This window comes from Amycolatopsis sp. CB00013, from assembly GCF_001905755.1.
GTDB classification, from domain to species: domain Bacteria; phylum Actinomycetota; class Actinomycetes; order Mycobacteriales; family Pseudonocardiaceae; genus Amycolatopsis; species Amycolatopsis japonica.
Window position 1 is genome coordinate 1,871,036 of record NZ_LIWC01000002.1, and the last position, 16,229, is coordinate 1,887,264.

16 protein-coding genes are annotated in these 16,229 nt (G+C 67.7%); 8 read left to right on the top strand and 8 right to left on the bottom strand.

Annotated features, from left to right (window positions below):
- Positions 1-249: 249 nt before the first annotated feature.
- Positions 250-1,029, bottom strand: coding sequence for a S1 family peptidase (locus AMK34_RS19160; RefSeq protein ID WP_038520293.1), 780 nt, complete (start codon positions 1,027-1,029; stop codon positions 250-252).
- Positions 1,030-1,186: 157 nt separating this feature from the next.
- On the opposite strand from AMK34_RS19160, the gene AMK34_RS19165 reads away from it, so the two are divergent.
- A complete protein-coding gene (locus tag AMK34_RS19165; RefSeq protein WP_073846190.1) occupies positions 1,187-2,008 on the top strand; it encodes an arylamine N-acetyltransferase family protein in 822 nt (273 codons plus the stop codon).
- A 4-nt stretch (positions 2,009-2,012) separates the two neighbouring features.
- Here AMK34_RS19165 and AMK34_RS19170 read toward each other — a convergent pair whose 3' ends face one another.
- Positions 2,013-2,312, bottom strand: a complete 300-nt coding sequence (locus tag AMK34_RS19170) for a GNAT family N-acetyltransferase (RefSeq protein ID WP_037333121.1) — start codon at positions 2,310-2,312, stop codon at positions 2,013-2,015.
- Positions 2,309-5,086: a sensor domain-containing protein gene (locus AMK34_RS19175; protein ID WP_038520288.1), complete on the bottom strand. Its 2,778-nt coding sequence runs from the start codon at positions 5,084-5,086 to the stop codon at positions 2,309-2,311. Before AMK34_RS19175 ends, AMK34_RS19170 begins: the two co-directional genes overlap by 4 nt.
- Before the next feature lie 246 nt (positions 5,087-5,332).
- Between AMK34_RS19175 and AMK34_RS19180 the strand changes: the two genes are divergently transcribed.
- The gene (locus AMK34_RS19180; protein ID WP_038520286.1) at positions 5,333-5,854 is read left to right on the top strand and encodes a hypothetical protein; all 522 of its coding nucleotides are present in this window, start codon (positions 5,333-5,335) and stop codon (positions 5,852-5,854) included.
- Here AMK34_RS19180 and AMK34_RS19185 read toward each other — a convergent pair.
- Positions 5,851-7,200: a nucleobase:cation symporter-2 family protein gene (locus AMK34_RS19185; RefSeq protein ID WP_073846191.1), complete on the bottom strand. Its 1,350-nt coding sequence runs from the start codon at positions 7,198-7,200 to the stop codon at positions 5,851-5,853. The two genes, AMK34_RS19180 and AMK34_RS19185, sit on opposite strands and share 4 nt — an antisense overlap.
- A gap of 95 nt (positions 7,201-7,295) precedes the next feature.
- On the opposite strand from AMK34_RS19185, the gene AMK34_RS19190 reads away from it, so the two are divergent.
- Positions 7,296-8,510, top strand: a complete 1,215-nt coding sequence (locus tag AMK34_RS19190) for an NAD(P)/FAD-dependent oxidoreductase (RefSeq protein WP_038520282.1) — start codon at positions 7,296-7,298, stop codon at positions 8,508-8,510.
- Positions 8,511-8,542: 32 nt separating this feature from the next.
- On the top strand, positions 8,543-9,265 hold the full coding sequence (locus AMK34_RS19195; protein WP_073846192.1) for a Clp protease N-terminal domain-containing protein: 723 nt from the start codon (positions 8,543-8,545) through the stop codon (positions 9,263-9,265).
- Positions 9,266-9,571: 306 nt separating this feature from the next.
- Here the strand turns inward: AMK34_RS19195 and AMK34_RS43480 are convergent, their stop codons facing one another.
- On the bottom strand, positions 9,572-9,745 hold the full coding sequence (locus AMK34_RS43480) for a hypothetical protein (RefSeq protein ID WP_241832799.1): 174 nt from the start codon (positions 9,743-9,745) through the stop codon (positions 9,572-9,574).
- A gap of 240 nt (positions 9,746-9,985) precedes the next feature.
- Between AMK34_RS43480 and AMK34_RS43485 the strand changes: the two genes are divergently transcribed.
- Positions 9,986-10,381, top strand: coding sequence for a hypothetical protein (locus AMK34_RS43485; RefSeq protein WP_228694755.1), 396 nt, complete (start codon positions 9,986-9,988; stop codon positions 10,379-10,381).
- Positions 10,382-10,463: 82 nt separating this feature from the next.
- Here AMK34_RS43485 and gndA read toward each other — a convergent pair whose 3' ends face one another.
- Together gndA and AMK34_RS19210 are read right to left on the bottom strand one after the other, a co-directional pair.
- Positions 10,464-11,903 carry an NADP-dependent phosphogluconate dehydrogenase gene (gene gndA, locus AMK34_RS19205; RefSeq protein WP_038520275.1) on the bottom strand — a complete coding sequence of 480 codons (1,440 nt, stop codon included), beginning with the start codon at positions 11,901-11,903 and terminating at the stop codon, positions 10,464-10,466.
- Between the two features lie 381 nt (positions 11,904-12,284).
- Positions 12,285-13,193, bottom strand: coding sequence for an MBL fold metallo-hydrolase (locus AMK34_RS19210; RefSeq protein WP_073846193.1), 909 nt, complete (start codon positions 13,191-13,193; stop codon positions 12,285-12,287).
- 220 nt (positions 13,194-13,413) lie between these two features.
- On the opposite strand from AMK34_RS19210, the gene AMK34_RS19215 reads away from it, so the two are divergent.
- The 3 genes from AMK34_RS19215 to AMK34_RS19225 are packed head-to-tail and all read left to right on the top strand — an operon-like array spanning position 13,414 to position 15,960.
- Positions 13,414-14,271 carry a helix-turn-helix domain-containing protein gene (locus AMK34_RS19215; protein WP_037335949.1) on the top strand — a complete coding sequence of 286 codons (858 nt, stop codon included), beginning with the start codon at positions 13,414-13,416 and terminating at the stop codon, positions 14,269-14,271.
- Position 14,272: 1 nt separating this feature from the next.
- Positions 14,273-15,088, top strand: a complete 816-nt coding sequence (locus AMK34_RS19220; protein ID WP_073846194.1) for an SAM-dependent methyltransferase — start codon at positions 14,273-14,275, stop codon at positions 15,086-15,088.
- Between the two features lie 14 nt (positions 15,089-15,102).
- Positions 15,103-15,960 (top strand): SAM-dependent methyltransferase, encoded by an 858-nt coding sequence (locus AMK34_RS19225; protein WP_073846195.1) that lies wholly within the window; start codon positions 15,103-15,105, stop codon positions 15,958-15,960.
- Positions 15,961-15,966: 6 nt separating this feature from the next.
- On the opposite strand, the gene AMK34_RS19230 is transcribed toward AMK34_RS19225, so the two are convergent.
- The gene (locus tag AMK34_RS19230; protein WP_038524575.1) at positions 15,967-16,227 is read right to left on the bottom strand and encodes a hypothetical protein; all 261 of its coding nucleotides are present in this window, start codon (positions 16,225-16,227) and stop codon (positions 15,967-15,969) included.
- Positions 16,228-16,229: the final 2 nt, after the last annotated feature.

The following is a 16,229-nucleotide window of genomic DNA, read 5'->3' on the forward strand; positions in this document are numbered from 1 at the left end:
TTAGCGAGCGTACAACTTTCGGGGTTGCGCTCACTGATAACCTGCAACCCCGCAGGTGAGCACAGCGCTCGGAGAGCTACACCTGAAAAGCGGAAGGTCGCCGGTTCGACCCCGGCCCTGGCCACCGCTCGACGAACCGCCTCGATGCACATCGAGGCGGTTTTTTCATGCCTGGGACCGATTGCACGGCAAAGCGCGGTGGCGTCCGATGTCGCAGGAGCATCGGGCGCCACCGCGCGGTGCGGTCTTCTACTTGCCGGTCTGCTGCTTGATCCAGTCGGTGAACGCGGTCACGTCGGTGTAGATGCCCGGCATCTCCGGGCAGCTGGCGGTCTGGCCGCGGCTGGTCGCGCCGACCAGCGTCCACTTGTCGCCGGCCTTCACGACGGCGGGGCCGCCCGAGTCGCCGTAGCAGGCGCTGGCCTTGCCGCCCTGGTTGTCCATGCACAGCTCGCTCTCCGCGTCGTAGGCCCCGGAGCCGGAACAGCCGGAGTCTTCGGCGATCTTGGTGTCGAGCTGCTGAAGAACCACCGGTGCCTCACCACAACCGCGCGTGGGGCAGGTCAGGCCCCAGCCGATCTCGCGCACGTCGGTACCCGCCTGCGGCGACTGGCCGATCTCGATCGGCGCCGCCTCGGCGGCCTTGGTCAGGTGCACCAGGGCGATGTCGTACGGGCCGGAGCCGTCGTACTTCTCGTGGACCACGAACTTGTCGACCTCGGCGACCTCGCCGCCCTTGGTGTGGTCGGTGGTGTTGATGCGGTACTGCCAGTTCGACGGCTGCTCGCCCTCGACGCAGTGCGCGGCGGTCACCAGCCACTCCGGCGCGATCAGCGACGCGCCGCAGTTGTGGTCACCGCTCTTGGTCTGCATGGACGCCATGAAGGTGTAGGTCTCGGTCGCGTCCACACCACCCACGATCAGCGGCTGTACGCCCGAGGGCGGTTGGGCGGCGGCAGCGGGCATCGCCAATCCGAGCACGGCGGCCGCTCCGGTCAGCAGACCGGCGACGAGGGAACGAGTCCTCATCTGCTTTCTCCTTCCACACCGGTGTGTTTCACCGGTTCACTCCGGAAGGGTGGCCAATCGTCACTCGTTCGTGGAAGTGACGAAAGTCGGTGGCCGTTGCCAGTTACCAGTTGGCCGATCTTGACTTCGAGTTAGGTGGAGGTGTCAATCTCGATGCATGACAATCGCATCTGAGCAGGTCGACGAATGGACCGTCGGCACCCTCGACCTCGACGCGTACCTCGGCCGGATCGGTCAGAGTCGCGCGACGCCCTCGGCCGCAGCGTTGCGCGAGCTGGCGAAGGCGCACATCCTCGCCATTCCGTTCGAGAACGTCGACGTTGTTTTGGGGCAGCACAAGGGAATCGCGCTCGAAGACGTGATCGGCAAACTCGTCGGCCGTAGTCGTGGCGGCTATTGCTACGAGCACGGAAGTCTTTTCGCCGCGGCCGCCGAGCAACTCGGCTATTCCGTGCGCCGCCTGGTCGCGCGCGTGCAGCCGCAGAAGAACGGGCCGTACACGCATATGACGCTCGCGGTCGAGGCGGACGGCGTGCAGCACCTGGTCGACGTCGGCTTCGGCGCCGGGATGCTGGTGCCGATGCCACTGGTCGACGGCGCGGTCGTGGATCAGGCCGGCTGGCCGCACCGGCTCGTCGCCGAGGGAGACTGGTGGCGCCTGCAGAAGAAGGAAGGCGAAGACTGGACCGACCTGCACGCCTTCACGCTCACGCCGATGCACCGGATCGACTACGAGGTCTACCACCACTACACGTCGACACATCCGCGGTCGCCGTTCACCGGGCAGCTGGTGGTCATGCGACTGGAGGAAGGGCTCAGCCGCAAATTGGTCGGCGAGGAGTTCATCGTCGAACGTCCGGACGGGACCAAGGAGACCACCGCGATCCCGCCGGAGCGGCTCGACGCGACACTGCGCGAACTGGACGTCGTCCTCACCGAGGACGAGCTCGCGAAACTGCTGAAGATCTACCCGAGCTGAGGGGTCAGAGCTCGAATTCGGCGCGCTTGTCCTCGGGGACGAGGTCCTCGTACTCGCGGTGCTTCGCGATGAAGGAACGCACGTACGGGCAGTAGGGCAGGACGGACCTGCCCTGCGCCCGGACGTCGTCGAGCGCGGCGGTCACGAGCTTGCCCGCCAGGCCCTGGCCCGCGAAGTCGTCCGAGATTTCGGTGTGCAGGAACAGGATCGCGTCGGTACGCGTGCGGGTTTCCAGGAACCCGGCGGTCTTCCCGTCCACGACGATGTCGTAGCGGTCTTCTCCGGCTTTGATCTCGACACTCATCCAGCTGCTCCGAAAAGTTCGTCCGGCGGCGCGGGGCGACCGAGATGGAAGCCCTGCGCCTGGTCACAGTGCAGCTCACGCAGGACCGTGAGCTGCTCTTCGTCTTCGACACCTTCGGCGACGACGATCAGGTCGACGGCGTGCGCCATCGCGATGATGCTCTTGACGATCGCGGCCGCGTCCCGCGATTCCGCGATGCCGGTGACGAAGGTGCGATCGATCTTGAGCGTATCCAACGGGAGCCGTTGCAGCTGGGCGAGCGACGAGTAGCCGGTGCCGAAATCGTCGATCGCCAGTGAGACACCGAGATCGCGCAACGACGTCAGGACTTCGGCGGCCGCGGCCTGGTCCCGCATCAGCGCGCTCTCGGTGACTTCGAGGGTCAGCGCGTGCGGCGGCAGGCCGGTGGTCTTCAGCGCGTCCTGCACCCCGGCGACCAGATGCGGATCGTCCAGCTGCCGGGCCGACAGGTTGACCTTGAGGTTCAGGTCGATGCCGAGCTGCTCGCGCCGCCTGGCGATCTCGCGCGTGGTCGTGCGCAGGACGTACTTGCCGATCAGGTTGATCAGGTCGCTTTCCTCGGCCAGCGGGATGAACTCGGCGGGCGAGATCGTGCCGTGCGCGGGATGTTTCCAGCGCAGCAACGCCTCCACGGCGACCATCTCGCCGGATTCGATGTCCACGACCGGCTGATACGCCGTCCAGAGTTCCTCGTTCTGCAGGGCGTCGCGCAGATCCTGCTCCATGCGCAGCCGCCGCTGCATCCGCTCGCGCAGCTCGACGTCGAAGAACTCGTAGCGTGCCCGGCCGAGCGTTTTCGCTTGGTACATCGCGACATCCGCGTCGCGCAGCAGATCTTCCGCGGTCCGGGTGTCGTCGTTGGCCGCGGTGACGATGCCGATACTGGCGTCGATGTGCAGTTGCCTGCCGTTGACGGTGATCGGCTCGGTCAGCGCCTCGCGCAGATGTTCCGCCAGCGCCTTGATCTCGTCCGGTTCGGTGATCTCCGCGGTGACGACGACGAATTCGTCGCCGCCGAGCCTGCCGACGAGATCGTTCTCGCCGATGCCCCGGCGCAGGCGTTCGCCCGCGATGCGCAGCACCTTGTCGCCGACGGAATGCCCGAGGGAATCGTTGATCACCTTGAACTTGTCGAGGTCGATGAACAGCAGGGTGGTCAGCTCGGCGCGGCCGGCGCCGGACAGCGCCTCGGCGAGACTGTCCAGTACCAGCGTGCGGTTCGCGAGTTCGGTGAGCGGATCGTGCGTCGCCTCGTGGGCGAGCCGCTCGCCGATGGCGCGGCGTTCGGTGATGTCGGTGAAGGAGGCGACCACCGCCTGGGCCGACGGGTCCTCCGGGGTCAGCAGCCGCGACGTCAGCGAGATCCAGACGTCGTCACCGGCAGGCCTGCGCAGCCGCAGCACGAGGCCGGTCAGCGTGGCCCCGGTGCGCCGGGTCACCACCGAAGGCATCCGGGCTGGCGGGATGCGGCCCTGTTCGTCGTACAGCTCCAGCGTCACGCACGGGACACCGATGAGGTCGTCGTGGCCGACGCCGATGATCCGGCACGCCGCCGGGTTGGCCGATTCGATGAGCCCGCCAGGGCCGATCACGACCACGCCTTCGTCGAGCGACGCGACCACCGTGCTGTAGTGCTGTTCTGCCCGCCGGCGGGCTGTTTCGTCGGCGCAGACCAGGACGAAACCGTCGTTCATCTCGGCGGCGGAGATGCGGATGGCCAGTGTCGATCCGTTGCGGTGACGGTGGGTCGTCTGCATGACGCCGCCCCTGCGCAGCACCGTTTCCGGGTCGAGCGCGGCACCGACGAGCTCGCTCACCGTGCCGCCGATCGCCTCGCCCGCCGTCCAGCCGTAGACGTTCTCGGCGGCGGGGTTCCAGCTGGTCACCACGCCGCTGCCGCTGGTCGCGATGATCGCGTCGCTGACGTGGCTGATCAGCGCGGCCTGGTAGCGCAGCGTCGCTTCGGCGGCCTTCTGCGCGCTGATGTCGCGCATGATGACCTGGAACGCGGGCCTGCCTTCCCAGGTCGTGCGCACGGAAATGCTCTGGACCAGGTACTTCGTGCCGTCGAGGCGGAGCATGACGGTGTCGGCGGGAACGGTCGACGCGCCCTGGCGGTGCAGCGACGCGATCCGGTCCAGCAGGGCCGGGAGCGACTCGTCGGCCACGAAGTCCATGATCGGCCGCCCGATCAGCTCGGCGGTCGAGGACGCGCCGAGCGCGGTGAGGGCGGCTCGGTTGACGTAGGTGACAACACCGGCTTCGTGGACACAGACCGCGTCGGGGCTGAGTTCGACCAAAAGCCGGTAACGGTCAGTGAGATCTTCGAGGGCCTGCCGGTTCTCGCGGACGTCGGTCACGTCGGTGGCGATGCCGAGCAGCCCCGACGAGCCGTTGTCGTCGCCGATGGTGCGGGCGCGCAGCCGGACCCAGCGGATCTCGCCTGCCGGGTTCCGGAACGACTGCTCGAGTTCGAACTCGCGCCAAGGCGGGGAGGTGCGGGTGCCGGCGGTCAGCGGGGCCACCAGATCGGCGAGCCTGGACTCGATCTCGGCTTCGGTGAGCGCGCCTCCGCCCAGGAGGTTCTCCAGTCCGGGCAGCCAGGACAGGGTCTCGGCCTCGAAGTCGTACGACCAGATGGCGGCGTGGTCGCCCGCGAGGCCGAGATCGCCGAGCGGCTCGTTTCCGAGCGGCGCGCCTGCCGGACGACCGGAATTCCCGGCGCCGGGCACGGCGAGGGCGTCAGCCTCCATGATCCGTCCGAACCCCCTCTTCCGGTGCTGGCACCGTCGATTACACCACCCGCGGAGGGCGCTGTATACGCGAGCCGAAGGCGGGCCAACGCCGATATGCGCGGAAGCATATGAATACACGCTGTGTGACTGGCCTACGCTGGCGTGTTCCATCGGGTGAATAATTTTTGGTTAACTTCACCCGTTCGGCGGTGAGTTGCGGTAAAACTACTCCTCGCTCGTTCCCGGTGCGAAAGGTTTCAGCTGGTGGATGACGACGATGTTTCGGTCGCCGACCTGCTTATTCGTGAGGGCTGGGACGACCACGAGGAGTCACAGGCAAAGTCACGCTGGAGAGTTATCGCGGTGGTGATCGCCGTGGTCGTCGCCTGCGGTGCGGCCGCCGTTCTCGTCGGGTTCGACGCGGATCCCGAACAGAATGCGGCGCCGAACCCGATCAGTGTCATCGAGATGCCGAAACGGCCTTCGGAAAACGGAGGAGCCGACGCGACTTCGGCCGTTCCGTCCACCGAGACGGTCGAAACCGGGGACGGCGGGACCTCGACGCGGCCCAGCAAGACGACGTCCAGCCGCCGTACGTCGAGTTCGGCCGCGCAGACGTCCGACTCGCCGGACCCCGCCACGCCGACGTCGTCGAACGGGCCCGCGGATCCGCCGCGGACCACCGGGTCCACGGTCGTTCCGCAGCCGCCCAACCCGACTCCGCCGCCGCCCTCGACGACGCCGACGGAGGAATGCAATCTGTGGCCGAAGTGGCTCTTCTGTTAAGGCGCCTGCAGTAGGTCGGGATCTCGGCGTTTGCCGAGGTGGTTGAACAGCAGGTTGAGGGTGAAGGCGACGATCGCGGCGACCGTGATCGGGCTGCCGCAGATGGTCTGCAACCACGCCGGGAAGTGCTGGAAGAAGATCGAATTCCCGAACTGGTTCGTGGCGAACGCGGGAAGCAGACCGACCCCGACCGACACCGCGACGATGAAGGTGTTGTGGTTGCCGGAGAACTCCACCTTCTTCAGGTTCTGCACGCCGACCGCCGCGACCATCGCGAACATGACCACCGCGACCGCGCCGATCACCGGCTCCGGCACGGCCGCGACGAAGGCGCCGACCTTCGGCACCAGACCCATCAGCACGAGCAGGCCGCCCGCCATCGCGACCACCCAGCGGCTGCGCACCCCGGTCATCTGCACGAGGCCGACGTTCTGCGCGAAAGCCGTGTCCGGGAACGAGTTCATCGCGCCACCGAGGATGGCCGAGAGACCATCGGTGGCGAGACCGCGCGCGAGGTCGGAGTCCGTCGCCGGCCGGCCGGTGATCTCCCCGACGGCGACCAGGTCCGCGGTGGATTCGGTGTAGGTCACCAGCATCACGACGCACATCGAGAGCACGGCCGCGATCGGGAAGGTCGGCGGGCCGAAGTGGAACGGCGACGCGAGGCCGAACCAGTCGGCGTCGGCGATCCCCTTGAAGTTCACCAGTCCCATCGGGACCGCCGCGAGCAGGCCGATCAGCAGCGCCAGCAGCGGGCCGATCTGGCTCGCGAATCCGCGCAGGACCCGGGTGAACAGGACGATCACCGCGATCACGCCGAACGCCAGCGCGATGTTGGCGGGCTTCGCGTAATCCGGCGATCCCGTGTCGTGGCCGGCGATCAGGCCGACGCCCGGTCCGATGAGCGAGATGCCGATGACCATGAGCAGCGTGCCCGAAACCAGCGGCGGGAAGAACCGGATCATCTTCGCGAAGGGTTTGGCGATGAGCAGGCCGAACACACCCGACGCGATCATCGCGCCGTAGACGGCCTGCATGCCGTACTGGGACGCGATCATGATCATCGGGTTGACCACGGTGAACGTCGCGCCCGCCACCACCGGCAGCCGGATGCCGAAGATCCGCCCGATCCCGATCGCCTGAATCAGCGTCGCGATACCCGCGACCAGCAGATCCGCGTTGACCAGCAACGCGATCGTCGCCGCGTCCAGTTTCAGCGCGCTGCCCACGACGAGCGGGACGGCCACGGAACCCGCGTACATGATCGTCATGTGCTGGAGGCCGAGCAAGGTCAGCTTCGGCAGCGGCGGGTGGGCGTCCACCGGGTGGACCTCGGGACGGCTCATGGGCATGACCGTAGCGCGTTCGCCGCGTGCGGATCACGTGTCGAAAAGGCCGGAGCTGTGTTGAATGGAGGTCGGGCACAACGGAAGGAGCGCCGATGGAGACCGTCCTCGTCGTAGGGGCCGGGCAGAGCGGGTTCGGGGTGGCGACCTCGCTGCGGGACAAGGGGTTCGGCGGGCGGGTGGTGCTGATCGGTGACGAACCCGGGCTGCCGTACCAACGGCCTCCGTTGTCGAAGGGCTATCTCGCCGGGACCGCGGGCGACGCCCAGCTGCGTTTGCGGCCCGAGGACTTCTTCGCGGAGAAGAACATCGAGCTGATCCCGGGCCGCGTCGCGTCGGTGGATCGCGACGAGGCGAAGGTGGTGCTCGAAGACGGGAGCGCTCACGAGTACGACCATCTGGTGCTGGCGACGGGATCGGTCAACCGCGTCCTGCCGGTCCCCGGGTCCACTTTGGACGGCGTGTTCACCTTGCGCACCAAGGACGAGGCCGACGTGCTGCGGGCCGCTTTGGAAAGCGCGGAGAACGTGGTCGTGGTCGGAGGCGGGTTCATCGGGCTGGAGTTCGCCGCGCACGCCGGGCGGCCCGTGACGATCGTCGAGGCGCAGGACAGGCTGATGGCCCGCGTCGCGACGCCGGAGGTCTCGGCGTACTTCGCCGACCTGCACGAGGAGGCCGGCCACACGATCCTGCTCGGCAAGGGCGTCGCCGCGCTGCGTGGCGAGGGCCGGGTGGCCGAGGTCGAACTGAGCGACGGCAGCCTGCTGCCCGCCGATCTGGTGCTGGTCGGGGTCGGCGTGGAGCCGCGGACACGGCTCGCCGAAGGGGCGGGGCTCGCCGTGGCGAACGGTGTCGTCGTCGACGAGCACCTGCGCACGAGCGACCCGAAGATCTCGGCGGTCGGGGACTGCGCGAACTTCCCGTGTGTCCAGGCGGGTACGGCCACGCGGCTGGAGTCGGTGCAGAACGCCGTCGACCAGGCGCGGGCGGTGGCCGCCGTCATCGCCGGCGAACCCGCGCCCTACGACAGCCTGCCGTGGTTCTGGACCGACCAGCTCGGCGCGAAACTGCAGATCGCCGGGATCCTGACCGGGGCGGAGAAGACCGTCGTGACCGGGGATCGGGAGGGCGGGAAGTTCTCGGTGCTGTCGTTCCGCGACGGCGTGCTCGCCGGGGTCGAGTCGGTGAACCGGCCGCCGGACCACATCGCCGCGCGCCGTCTGTTCGCCGCGGACCCGGCGCCACGATTCGAGACGCTGGAGGCCAACGGCTTCGATCTCAAGGCGACCTTCGCGTCAACCCGTGGTTGACGATTGGTGAGCGTCAACCTAGAGTTGACGGCATGACGAATCCGGTCCGGCTCGACGACCTCATCTCCCACATCAAGCAGCAGCATCCCGACGGCGACGTGCTCGGCCAGCTGTCCGACGCGGTCTTCCTCGGCGAGCACCTCGGCGAAGTGGCCGACCATCTGATCGGCCACTTCGTCGACCAGGCGCGTCGTTCCGGCGCGTCCTGGACCGAAATCGGCAAGAACATGGGGGTTTCCAAGCAAGCGGCACAGAAGCGCTTTGTCGACTCCAGTGGCTCGTCGCTGGAAGACCTGGTGAAGGTGTTCAGCCGCTACACCGATCGGGCGCGGCACGTCGTCGTCGCGTCGCGGGACGCCGCGGTGTCGGCGAAGAGCCCGCAGATCGAGCCCGTGCACTTGGTCCTCGGGCTACTCTCCGAACCGGCGGCGCTCGCCGCCGGGGCGATCGTGGCACAGAAGGTGACTCTCGAAGCCGTCCGCGAGGCCGCGGAGGCGAAGCTGCCCGAACCCGCAGCCGAACCGGTGGAAGCGGCGAAGATGGCGTTCGGCGCGCAGGCCAAGAAAGCGCTGGAGCTGACCATGCGGGAGTCGCTGCGGCTCGGGCACAACTACATCGGCACCGAGCACATCCTGTTGGCCCTGTTCGAACTCGGCGACGACCTCCTGACCGGGCTCGGCCTCACGAAGGACAACACCGAAGCGGTGATCGTGCGGGCGCTGGCGGAGATCGTCGCTGCACGCGGGGAGGGCTGAAAGCGTCCTTCACCGCGTCAGACGCGGTGAAGGACGCTTTCGTCTCATGTGATGCGGGGAAAGTCCCCTTCAGCAGCTATCCACAGGAACCCTGGTTATCCACAGGTTCGGAAATCGGGTCTGGGCAGAACTCGTGGCCGGCCCCACGATCGAAGAATGAAAAAAGGATCATGGGGCGACACCCCTGAACTTCTGATGGCGAACAGCGACCACGGCGTCATCCGAGTGGCGCGCCTTCAAGAGATGGGCGTCTCGTCGACCACTGCGTACCGAAGATGCGGACCCAGCGGCCCTTGGACGAGACTTTTACCCGGCATCGTCCTTCTCTTCAACGCACCACCTTCGCGCGAGCAGCAGGTCGCCGCGGCGATGCTCTACGGCGGCGAGTCCGCTCTGCTCACCGGTGGTGAAGCTTGCCGGATCCACGGCCTGCGAAATGTGCCCGACACCGGTGACGAGATCCACCTTCTCGTGCCGCATGAGCGGAAACTCCATAACTACGGCTACGTGGTCGTCGAGCGGACACAACGGCTGCCCCGAACCGTGAACCGGGGTGGTCGCCCGCTGGCAGACGTCACTCGCGCGACCCTCGACGTCTCTCGCAGGCAAACGGAAGTCAGGCCAGTCCGGGCCCTGATGAGCGAAGTGGTTCAGCGCAGGTACAGCTCTTTCGAGCGGCTGTCCCACGAATTGGCCCACGGCAGCCAACGGGGAAGCGCGGTGCCTCGGCTGGTCCTTTCGGAACTGGCTTCCGGGCAGGAGTCGGTCGCCGAGATGGACGCCCGGCGAGTCTGGGAGCGGTCCGGTCTGCCGGAACCGGTGTGGAACAAGAAGCTGTACGACGGGGAAGGCCGGTTCGTCGCGAAACCGGATGCCTGGTTCGACGATGTCGGGCTGGCCTGGGAGGTCGACTCGCTGTCGTTCCATCTCCAGGTCGTGGACGGTTTCGACCGGACCTTGGCGAGGAACGGACGGTACGCGGTGGCGGGCGTGTTGGTTCTCCAGACCTTGCCGTCGCGGCTGCGGACAGAGCCGGACAAGGTGGTCGCCGAGTTGCGGGCAGCCCACGCCGCAGCCGCTGCTCGGGTCCGGCCGAATGTGCGGATCGCGAGTTGACGAAGGGGCCCTTCACCGCATGCCATGCGGTGAAGGGCCCCTTCGTGGCGTCTTATGCGGGGAAAGTCCCCTTCAGCACTTGTCAGGCCGGGGATTCCGGGCGACCGTCGGCGGCCCAGGCGGTGTGGAACGAGCCCTCGCGGTCGACGCGGCGGTACGTGTGGGCACCGAAGTAGTCCCGCTGCCCCTGCACCAGCGCGGCGGGGAGCCGCTCCGCGCGCAGACCGTCGTAGTAGGCCAGCGCGGTCGAGAAGCCCGGGGTCGGGATGCCCAGCCGCACCGCGGTCGAGATCACCGAACGCCAGGAGTCCTGGGCGTCCTCGACGGCCTTGCGGAAGCCGCCCGAAGTCAGCAGCGTCGGCAGCGCGGGCTCTTCGGCATACGCGGCCGTGATGTCGTTCAGGAACTTCGCGCGGATGATGCAGCCGCCACGCCAGATGGACGCGACCTTGCCGAGGTCGATGTCCCAGCCGTATTCGGCGCCGCCCGCCTGGATCTGGTTGAAGCCCTGGGCGTACGCCACCACCTTCGACGCGTACAACGCCTGCTCGACGTCGTCCGCGAAAGTGTCCAAAGCGGACCCCGTCAGCGGGGCGCGCGAGGGACCGCCGAGACCGCGCGAGGCCTCGCGCAGGTTCGACGAACCGGACAGTGAACGGGCGAAGACGGCTTCGGCGATGCCGCTGATCGGCACGCCGAGGTCCAGTCCGATTTGGACGGTCCAGCGGCCGGTGCCCTTCTGCTCGGCCTGGTCCGCCACGATGTCGACGAACGGCTTGCCGGACGCGGCGTCCGTGTGGGCCAGCACCTGCGAGGTGATCTCGATCAGGTACGAATCGAGCCGCCCCGAGTTCCAGGTGCGGAAGACCTCGGCGATCTCGGCGGGGGAGTAGCCGCCCGCGCCGCGCAGGAGGTCGAACGATTCGGCGATCAACTGCATGTCGGCGTACTCGATGCCGTTGTGCACCATCTTCACGAAATGCCCGGCGCCGTCCGCGCCCACGTGCGTGCAGCACGGCTCGCCGTCGACCTTCGCCGAGATGTCCTCGAACAGCGGCCCGAGCGACTGGTAGGACTCCTTGGACCCGCCCGGCATGATGCTCGGCCCGTGCAGCGCGCCCTCCTCGCCGCCGGACACACCGGTGCCGACGAAGTGGATGCCCTTCTCACGCAGCGCGGCCTCGCGGCGCCGGGTGTCCGCGAAATGCGCGTTGCCCGCGTCGACGATCACATCGCCCTTCTCGAGGAGCGGGACGAATTCGTCGATCACGGCGTCCGTCGGCGCGCCGGCCTTGACCATGATCACGACCTGGCGCGGACGCTCCAGCGCGTCTACGAAGTCCTGCGCCGAATACGCCGGGATGAAGTCGCCCTCGTCGCCGAACTGCTCGACCAGTTCCTTCGTCCGCTGCTCGGAGCGGTTGTGCAGGGCCACCGTGTGCCCGTGCCTCGCGAGGTTCCTGGCCAGGTTGCGGCCCATGACCGCCAGGCCGGTGACCCCGATGCTCGCCTTCTTGCTCATCCGCACCCTTCCGCTTCGATTCCCGTGCCGAGCCTATCCCCGTTGAGGGATACGGCGCCGGGGCGAGAAGGGATCAACCGGGAGTTGTCCACAACCGGGCCCGCCTGTGGACAACTCGGCTCGCGCGGCCTGAGAGGGCGCTTGCGGCGGTACGCTGGGTTCGGGGTCGCCCCCCAGGGACGGGTGGGGGCTGCTTGTGGGGCACTGGGCGGGATTTCGGGTGTCCTGAAGGGAGCTTTTGGGACTCTGGACGTCTCAAAGGTGGCCTTCGGGGCGTGCGGGGACGCGGGCAGCGGCCGGGAGGGTTGCGAAAGCCACTTTCGCAACGTTGAAGGTTGCGAAAGTGGCTTTCGCAACACCTGCCGCAGGAGAGCGCCGGCGTCAGGAGAAGCACCGGATAGGCGCACCGTTGAAGGTGACCATGTCCGCCAGCGCCGCCCCCAGATCGATCGCCCCACCCCACTCCAGGCCATCCAGTTCGGCATAAGCCCGGTGCAGGTTCGCCGGAAGCCGTTCCTGTTCGGACAGTGTCTCGTAAGGCCCCAGATCCGCTTCGCGAGCGGCCTGCAGGGGCGTCAGCCCCGCGGCCTTCCCGTACGACGCGAGTTTCTGCAGGAAACCCAGGTATCCGTCGACGACGTCGATCGCCTCGGGGCCGCACACCGGGCCGTGGCCCGGCACGATCGTCTCCGGCTCCAGCGAGCGGACCAACTCCAGCGCCTTCCGCCACCCGGCGGGCGAGCCCATCAGCGCGAAGGGGCTGCCGCCGTTGAAGATCAGGTCGCCGACGAACAGCACCCGCCGCTCCGGCAGCCAGACGAGTACGTCGTTGGTGGTGTGCGCGGCGTGCCCGGGATGGATCAGCTCCAGCCGGACGTCGCCGGCGTGCACGGTCAGCCTGTCGTCGAACAGCACCTCGGGCGGCCGCAGCTCCAGATGGCCCCAGTCGTTCCCGGTGAACGAGTTCTCGTAGGTGTTGATCCCGGTCGCGACCATCACCTCGCGCGTCTTCCGGTGCCCGACGATCGTCGCGCCGGTCGCCAGGTAGTTGCCGTTCGTGTGGTCGCCGTGATGATGCGTGTTGACCACTGTGGTCACCGGCGCCCCGGCGGTCGACTCCGCCGTCGCCAGCAGCGCCCTGGTGCGCCGTTCGGTCGAACAGGTGTCGATCACCACCGTGTGATCGCCCGCGGCGACGAAGCCGCAGTTGTTGATCCACCACGAGCCGTCGGGCTGGACGTACCCGAACACACCATCGGTGACCTGCCTGGCGAAGGGGGATTGGTCCACTCGGTCACTATGCCCGACCGCCGTGCCCGAAATGTGACGAGATCGCTCCGCCACCAGGGTGACGTACCAGGTGACTGGTGTTTTCGGCCGTTTCCTGGAACGCTGCGCAATGTCATCATCGAACCCCGCAAGGTGAAGTACCCTGGGTGGGTTCGAGTATTCGCGCGCAGGACGGCGGGCAGCCGCGGTCCTGGTCTATGTGGTCCGGGAGAGCAAGGCGATGGCCAGCACCGTCACCTCGCGCCGGAAGCAGCTCGGGAACGAGCTCCGGCATGCCCGCAACGCCGCGCGGATGACACAGCAGCAGGTCGCCGAAGTGCTCGGCTGCACCCAGGGCAAGGTCAACAAGATCGAGTCCGGTGCCGTCGGGGTCAAGCTCGGGGATGTGCGATCGATGCTGAACGCGTTCGGGATCAACGGCGACGAGGCCGACACGTTGATGAACCTGGCCCGCGCCGCGGCCGGGCAGCGCGGCCACTGGTCCGGCTACCGATCCGTGGTGCCGCACTGGTTCCGCACCTTCACCGACCTCGAACCCGCGGCCGCGGAGATCCTCACCTGGCACGGCGAGCGCATCCCCGGCCCGCTGCAGTCCGAGCACTACATGCTCAAGCAGTTCACCGAAGCCGGCGCCACCGACGTCACATCGCTGGTCCGCAACCGCTTGGACCGCAAGGCCGTCTTCGAGCAGCAACAACCGCCGTACTACCGGTTCATCATCAGCGAGGGCGCCTTGCGCCGCGCTCCCGGCGGCTCCGCCCCGGCGGTGATGCTGGACCAGGTCGAGCATCTGTTGGCTTTGGACAAGCATCCGCGTGTGTACGTGCACGTGCTGCCGTTCGGCGCGCGGCTCGCCGCGGTGCCCAACGACTTCACCATCATGCGTTTCCCGGACCGCACCAGGGATTTCGTCTACATCGAACATTCCGCCGGCGGGTTGTACCTCGACGACGTCAAGGACTTCAACATCTTCGTGGACTCTTGGGACAGATTGCGCGGCGCCGCGCTGGAGCGTCAGGAGACCCGGCAGTTCCTCAAGGAACTCGCCGAGCTGTACAGAACACAGATGCAAGCCTGAGATGGACCCGCGGTTCCTCCCCGAAGGCGTCGATCTCGAGCGGCCCAACGCCGCCCGGATCTACGACTGGGCGCTCGGCGGGACCGCGAACTGGGCGGTGGACCGGGAATTCGGCGAACAGCTGGTCAAGACCTTCCCGCTCATCCGCGCCCTCGCCAGGGCCAACCGAGCCTTCCTCGGCCGCGCGGTCCGGCATTGCGCCGAGCACGGTGTGAACCAGTTCCTCGATCTCGGTTCCGGCGTGCCGACGGTCGGCAACGTCCACGAGATCGCCGGTGAGGTCGACGGCGACAGCCGGTGCGTGTACGTCGACAACGAGCCGGTCGCCGTCGCGCACGCCCGCATCCTGCTGGAGAAGAACGGCGACCCCGCCAGGCACGCGGTGATCGGCGGAGACCTGCGCGAGGCGGACGAAGTCTGGGAACACGCCTTCGACACCGGCGTGCTCGACCCGGCGAAACCGGTCGCCCTGCTCACCGTCGCGGTCCTGCATTTCGTGCCGGGCCCCGCGCTCGGCGACGTCATCGCGCGCTACCGGCGGCTGCTGCCCGCCGGTTCGTTCTACGTTCTTTCCCACGTCACGATGTCCGACGTGGAGGGTGACGAGCTGGGACAGGTCCAGCGCGTCGTGAAGCAGTACGAACAGTCGAGCACGCCCGCGTCCTTCCGCGACAAGGACGAGATCCTCGGTTTCTTCGGGGATTTCGACCTCGTGGCACCGGGTCTGGTCCCGGTCGGCGCATGGCGGCTGGACGACCCCCGCTCGCCTGCGCTTAACTGCGCCATCGGCGGGGTCGCCCGCAAACCCGGTTCCTGACGAGGTGTGACGGTATGACGACGCAGCACGACCCCATCGACCCGGTGGCGCCCGAGGGAGTCGATCTCGAACGACCCAACGTGGCCAGGGTGTACGACTGGTTCCTCGGCGGTTCGGCCAACTGGGCCATCGACCGCGAGTTCGGCTCGCAGGTGCTCAAGCAGTTCCCCGAGGTCAAGACGTTCGCCCGCGTCGGCCGCGACTTCCTCGGCCGCGGCGTGGGATACCTGGCGCGTCAAGGGATCACGCAGTTCCTCGACATCGGTTCCGGCGTGCCCACCGTCGGCAACGTCCACCAGATCGCGAGCGCGATCAACCCGGACAGCCGGGTCGTCTACGTCGACATCGAACCGGTCGCCGTCGCGCATTCCCAGCTGCTGCTGGAACGTGAGGGCCTGCTCGGACGGCACGCGGTACTGCAGGGCGACGTCCGGGATCCCGCCGACATCTGGAAACGCGTCCTCGAGACCGGGGTGATCGACCCGCGCCAGCCGATCGGGCTGGTCCTGGTCGGCCTGCTGTACTTCCTCGGCCCGGACGAGCCCGTGTACGAGATGGTCCAGCGCTATCTCGATTTCCTGCCGTCGGGTTCGTACTTCCTGTCCTCGCATCTGACCGAGGACGGCGTCACGCGCAAGGAAGGCGACAACCGGGAGAACGTCCAGGAGCTGTACAAGAAGACCAGCGCGCCGTTCCACCTGCGGTCCCGCGCGGAGTTCACCGCGTTCTTCGACGGGCTGGAGCTGGTCGAGCCGGGTATCGACTGGATGGCCACCTGGCATCTCGACGAGGCGGATTCCCGTGCCAGCGACCGGTTCGCGGACGACCCGACGTTCACCGGCGGCCTCGGCGGCTTGGGCCGCAAGCCCTGATCCTCGTCAGGCCCGGCCGGTCAGATGCCCGATCAGGGGCGTCAGCTCGAACTGACCTTCGAGCGGCCGGCCGGTCCTGATCAGGTCCCGGTGCGCGCCCGGCGAATCGACTTCGGAATTCCACGGCGGCTGCTTGCGCAGCGGCGCCTGGATGAGGCTGAACCCGAACCGCTGGCGCAGTTCCAGTCCGATGTTGCGGTGATGCTTCGCCGAGGCCAGGCGTTCGTCCTCACGGCGGAACAGCAGCGTGGTGAGGCGGACGGCCATGG

Bases quoted from the DNA above. Each gene is read 5' to 3' on its own strand.
- AMK34_RS19190 (WP_038520282.1), top strand. From the start codon at position 7,296: ATGGAGACCGTCCTCGTCGTAGGGGCCGGGCAGAGCGGGTTCGGGGTG.
- AMK34_RS19225 (WP_073846195.1), top strand. From the start codon at position 15,103: ATGACGACGCAGCACGACCCCATCGACCCGGTGGCGCCCGAGGGAGTC.
- AMK34_RS19220 (WP_073846194.1), top strand. From the start codon at position 14,273: ATGGACCCGCGGTTCCTCCCCGAAGGCGTCGATCTCGAGCGGCCCAAC.
- AMK34_RS43480 (WP_241832799.1), bottom strand. From the start codon at position 9,745: ATGCGGCACGAGAAGGTGGATCTCGTCACCGGTGTCGGGCACATTTCG.
- AMK34_RS19195 (WP_073846192.1), top strand. From the start codon at position 8,543: ATGACGAATCCGGTCCGGCTCGACGACCTCATCTCCCACATCAAGCAG.
- AMK34_RS19230 (WP_038524575.1), bottom strand. From the start codon at position 16,227: ATGGCCGTCCGCCTCACCACGCTGCTGTTCCGCCGTGAGGACGAACGC.
- AMK34_RS19215 (WP_037335949.1), top strand. From the start codon at position 13,414: ATGGCCAGCACCGTCACCTCGCGCCGGAAGCAGCTCGGGAACGAGCTC.
- AMK34_RS19175 (WP_038520288.1), bottom strand. From the start codon at position 5,086: ATGGAGGCTGACGCCCTCGCCGTGCCCGGCGCCGGGAATTCCGGTCGT.
- AMK34_RS19170 (WP_037333121.1), bottom strand. From the start codon at position 2,312: ATGAGTGTCGAGATCAAAGCCGGAGAAGACCGCTACGACATCGTCGTG.
- AMK34_RS19160 (WP_038520293.1), bottom strand. From the start codon at position 1,029: ATGAGGACTCGTTCCCTCGTCGCCGGTCTGCTGACCGGAGCGGCCGCC.
- AMK34_RS19185 (WP_073846191.1), bottom strand. From the start codon at position 7,200: ATGAGCCGTCCCGAGGTCCACCCGGTGGACGCCCACCCGCCGCTGCCG.
- AMK34_RS19165 (WP_073846190.1), top strand. From the start codon at position 1,187: ATGACAATCGCATCTGAGCAGGTCGACGAATGGACCGTCGGCACCCTC.
- gndA (WP_038520275.1), bottom strand. From the start codon at position 11,903: ATGAGCAAGAAGGCGAGCATCGGGGTCACCGGCCTGGCGGTCATGGGC.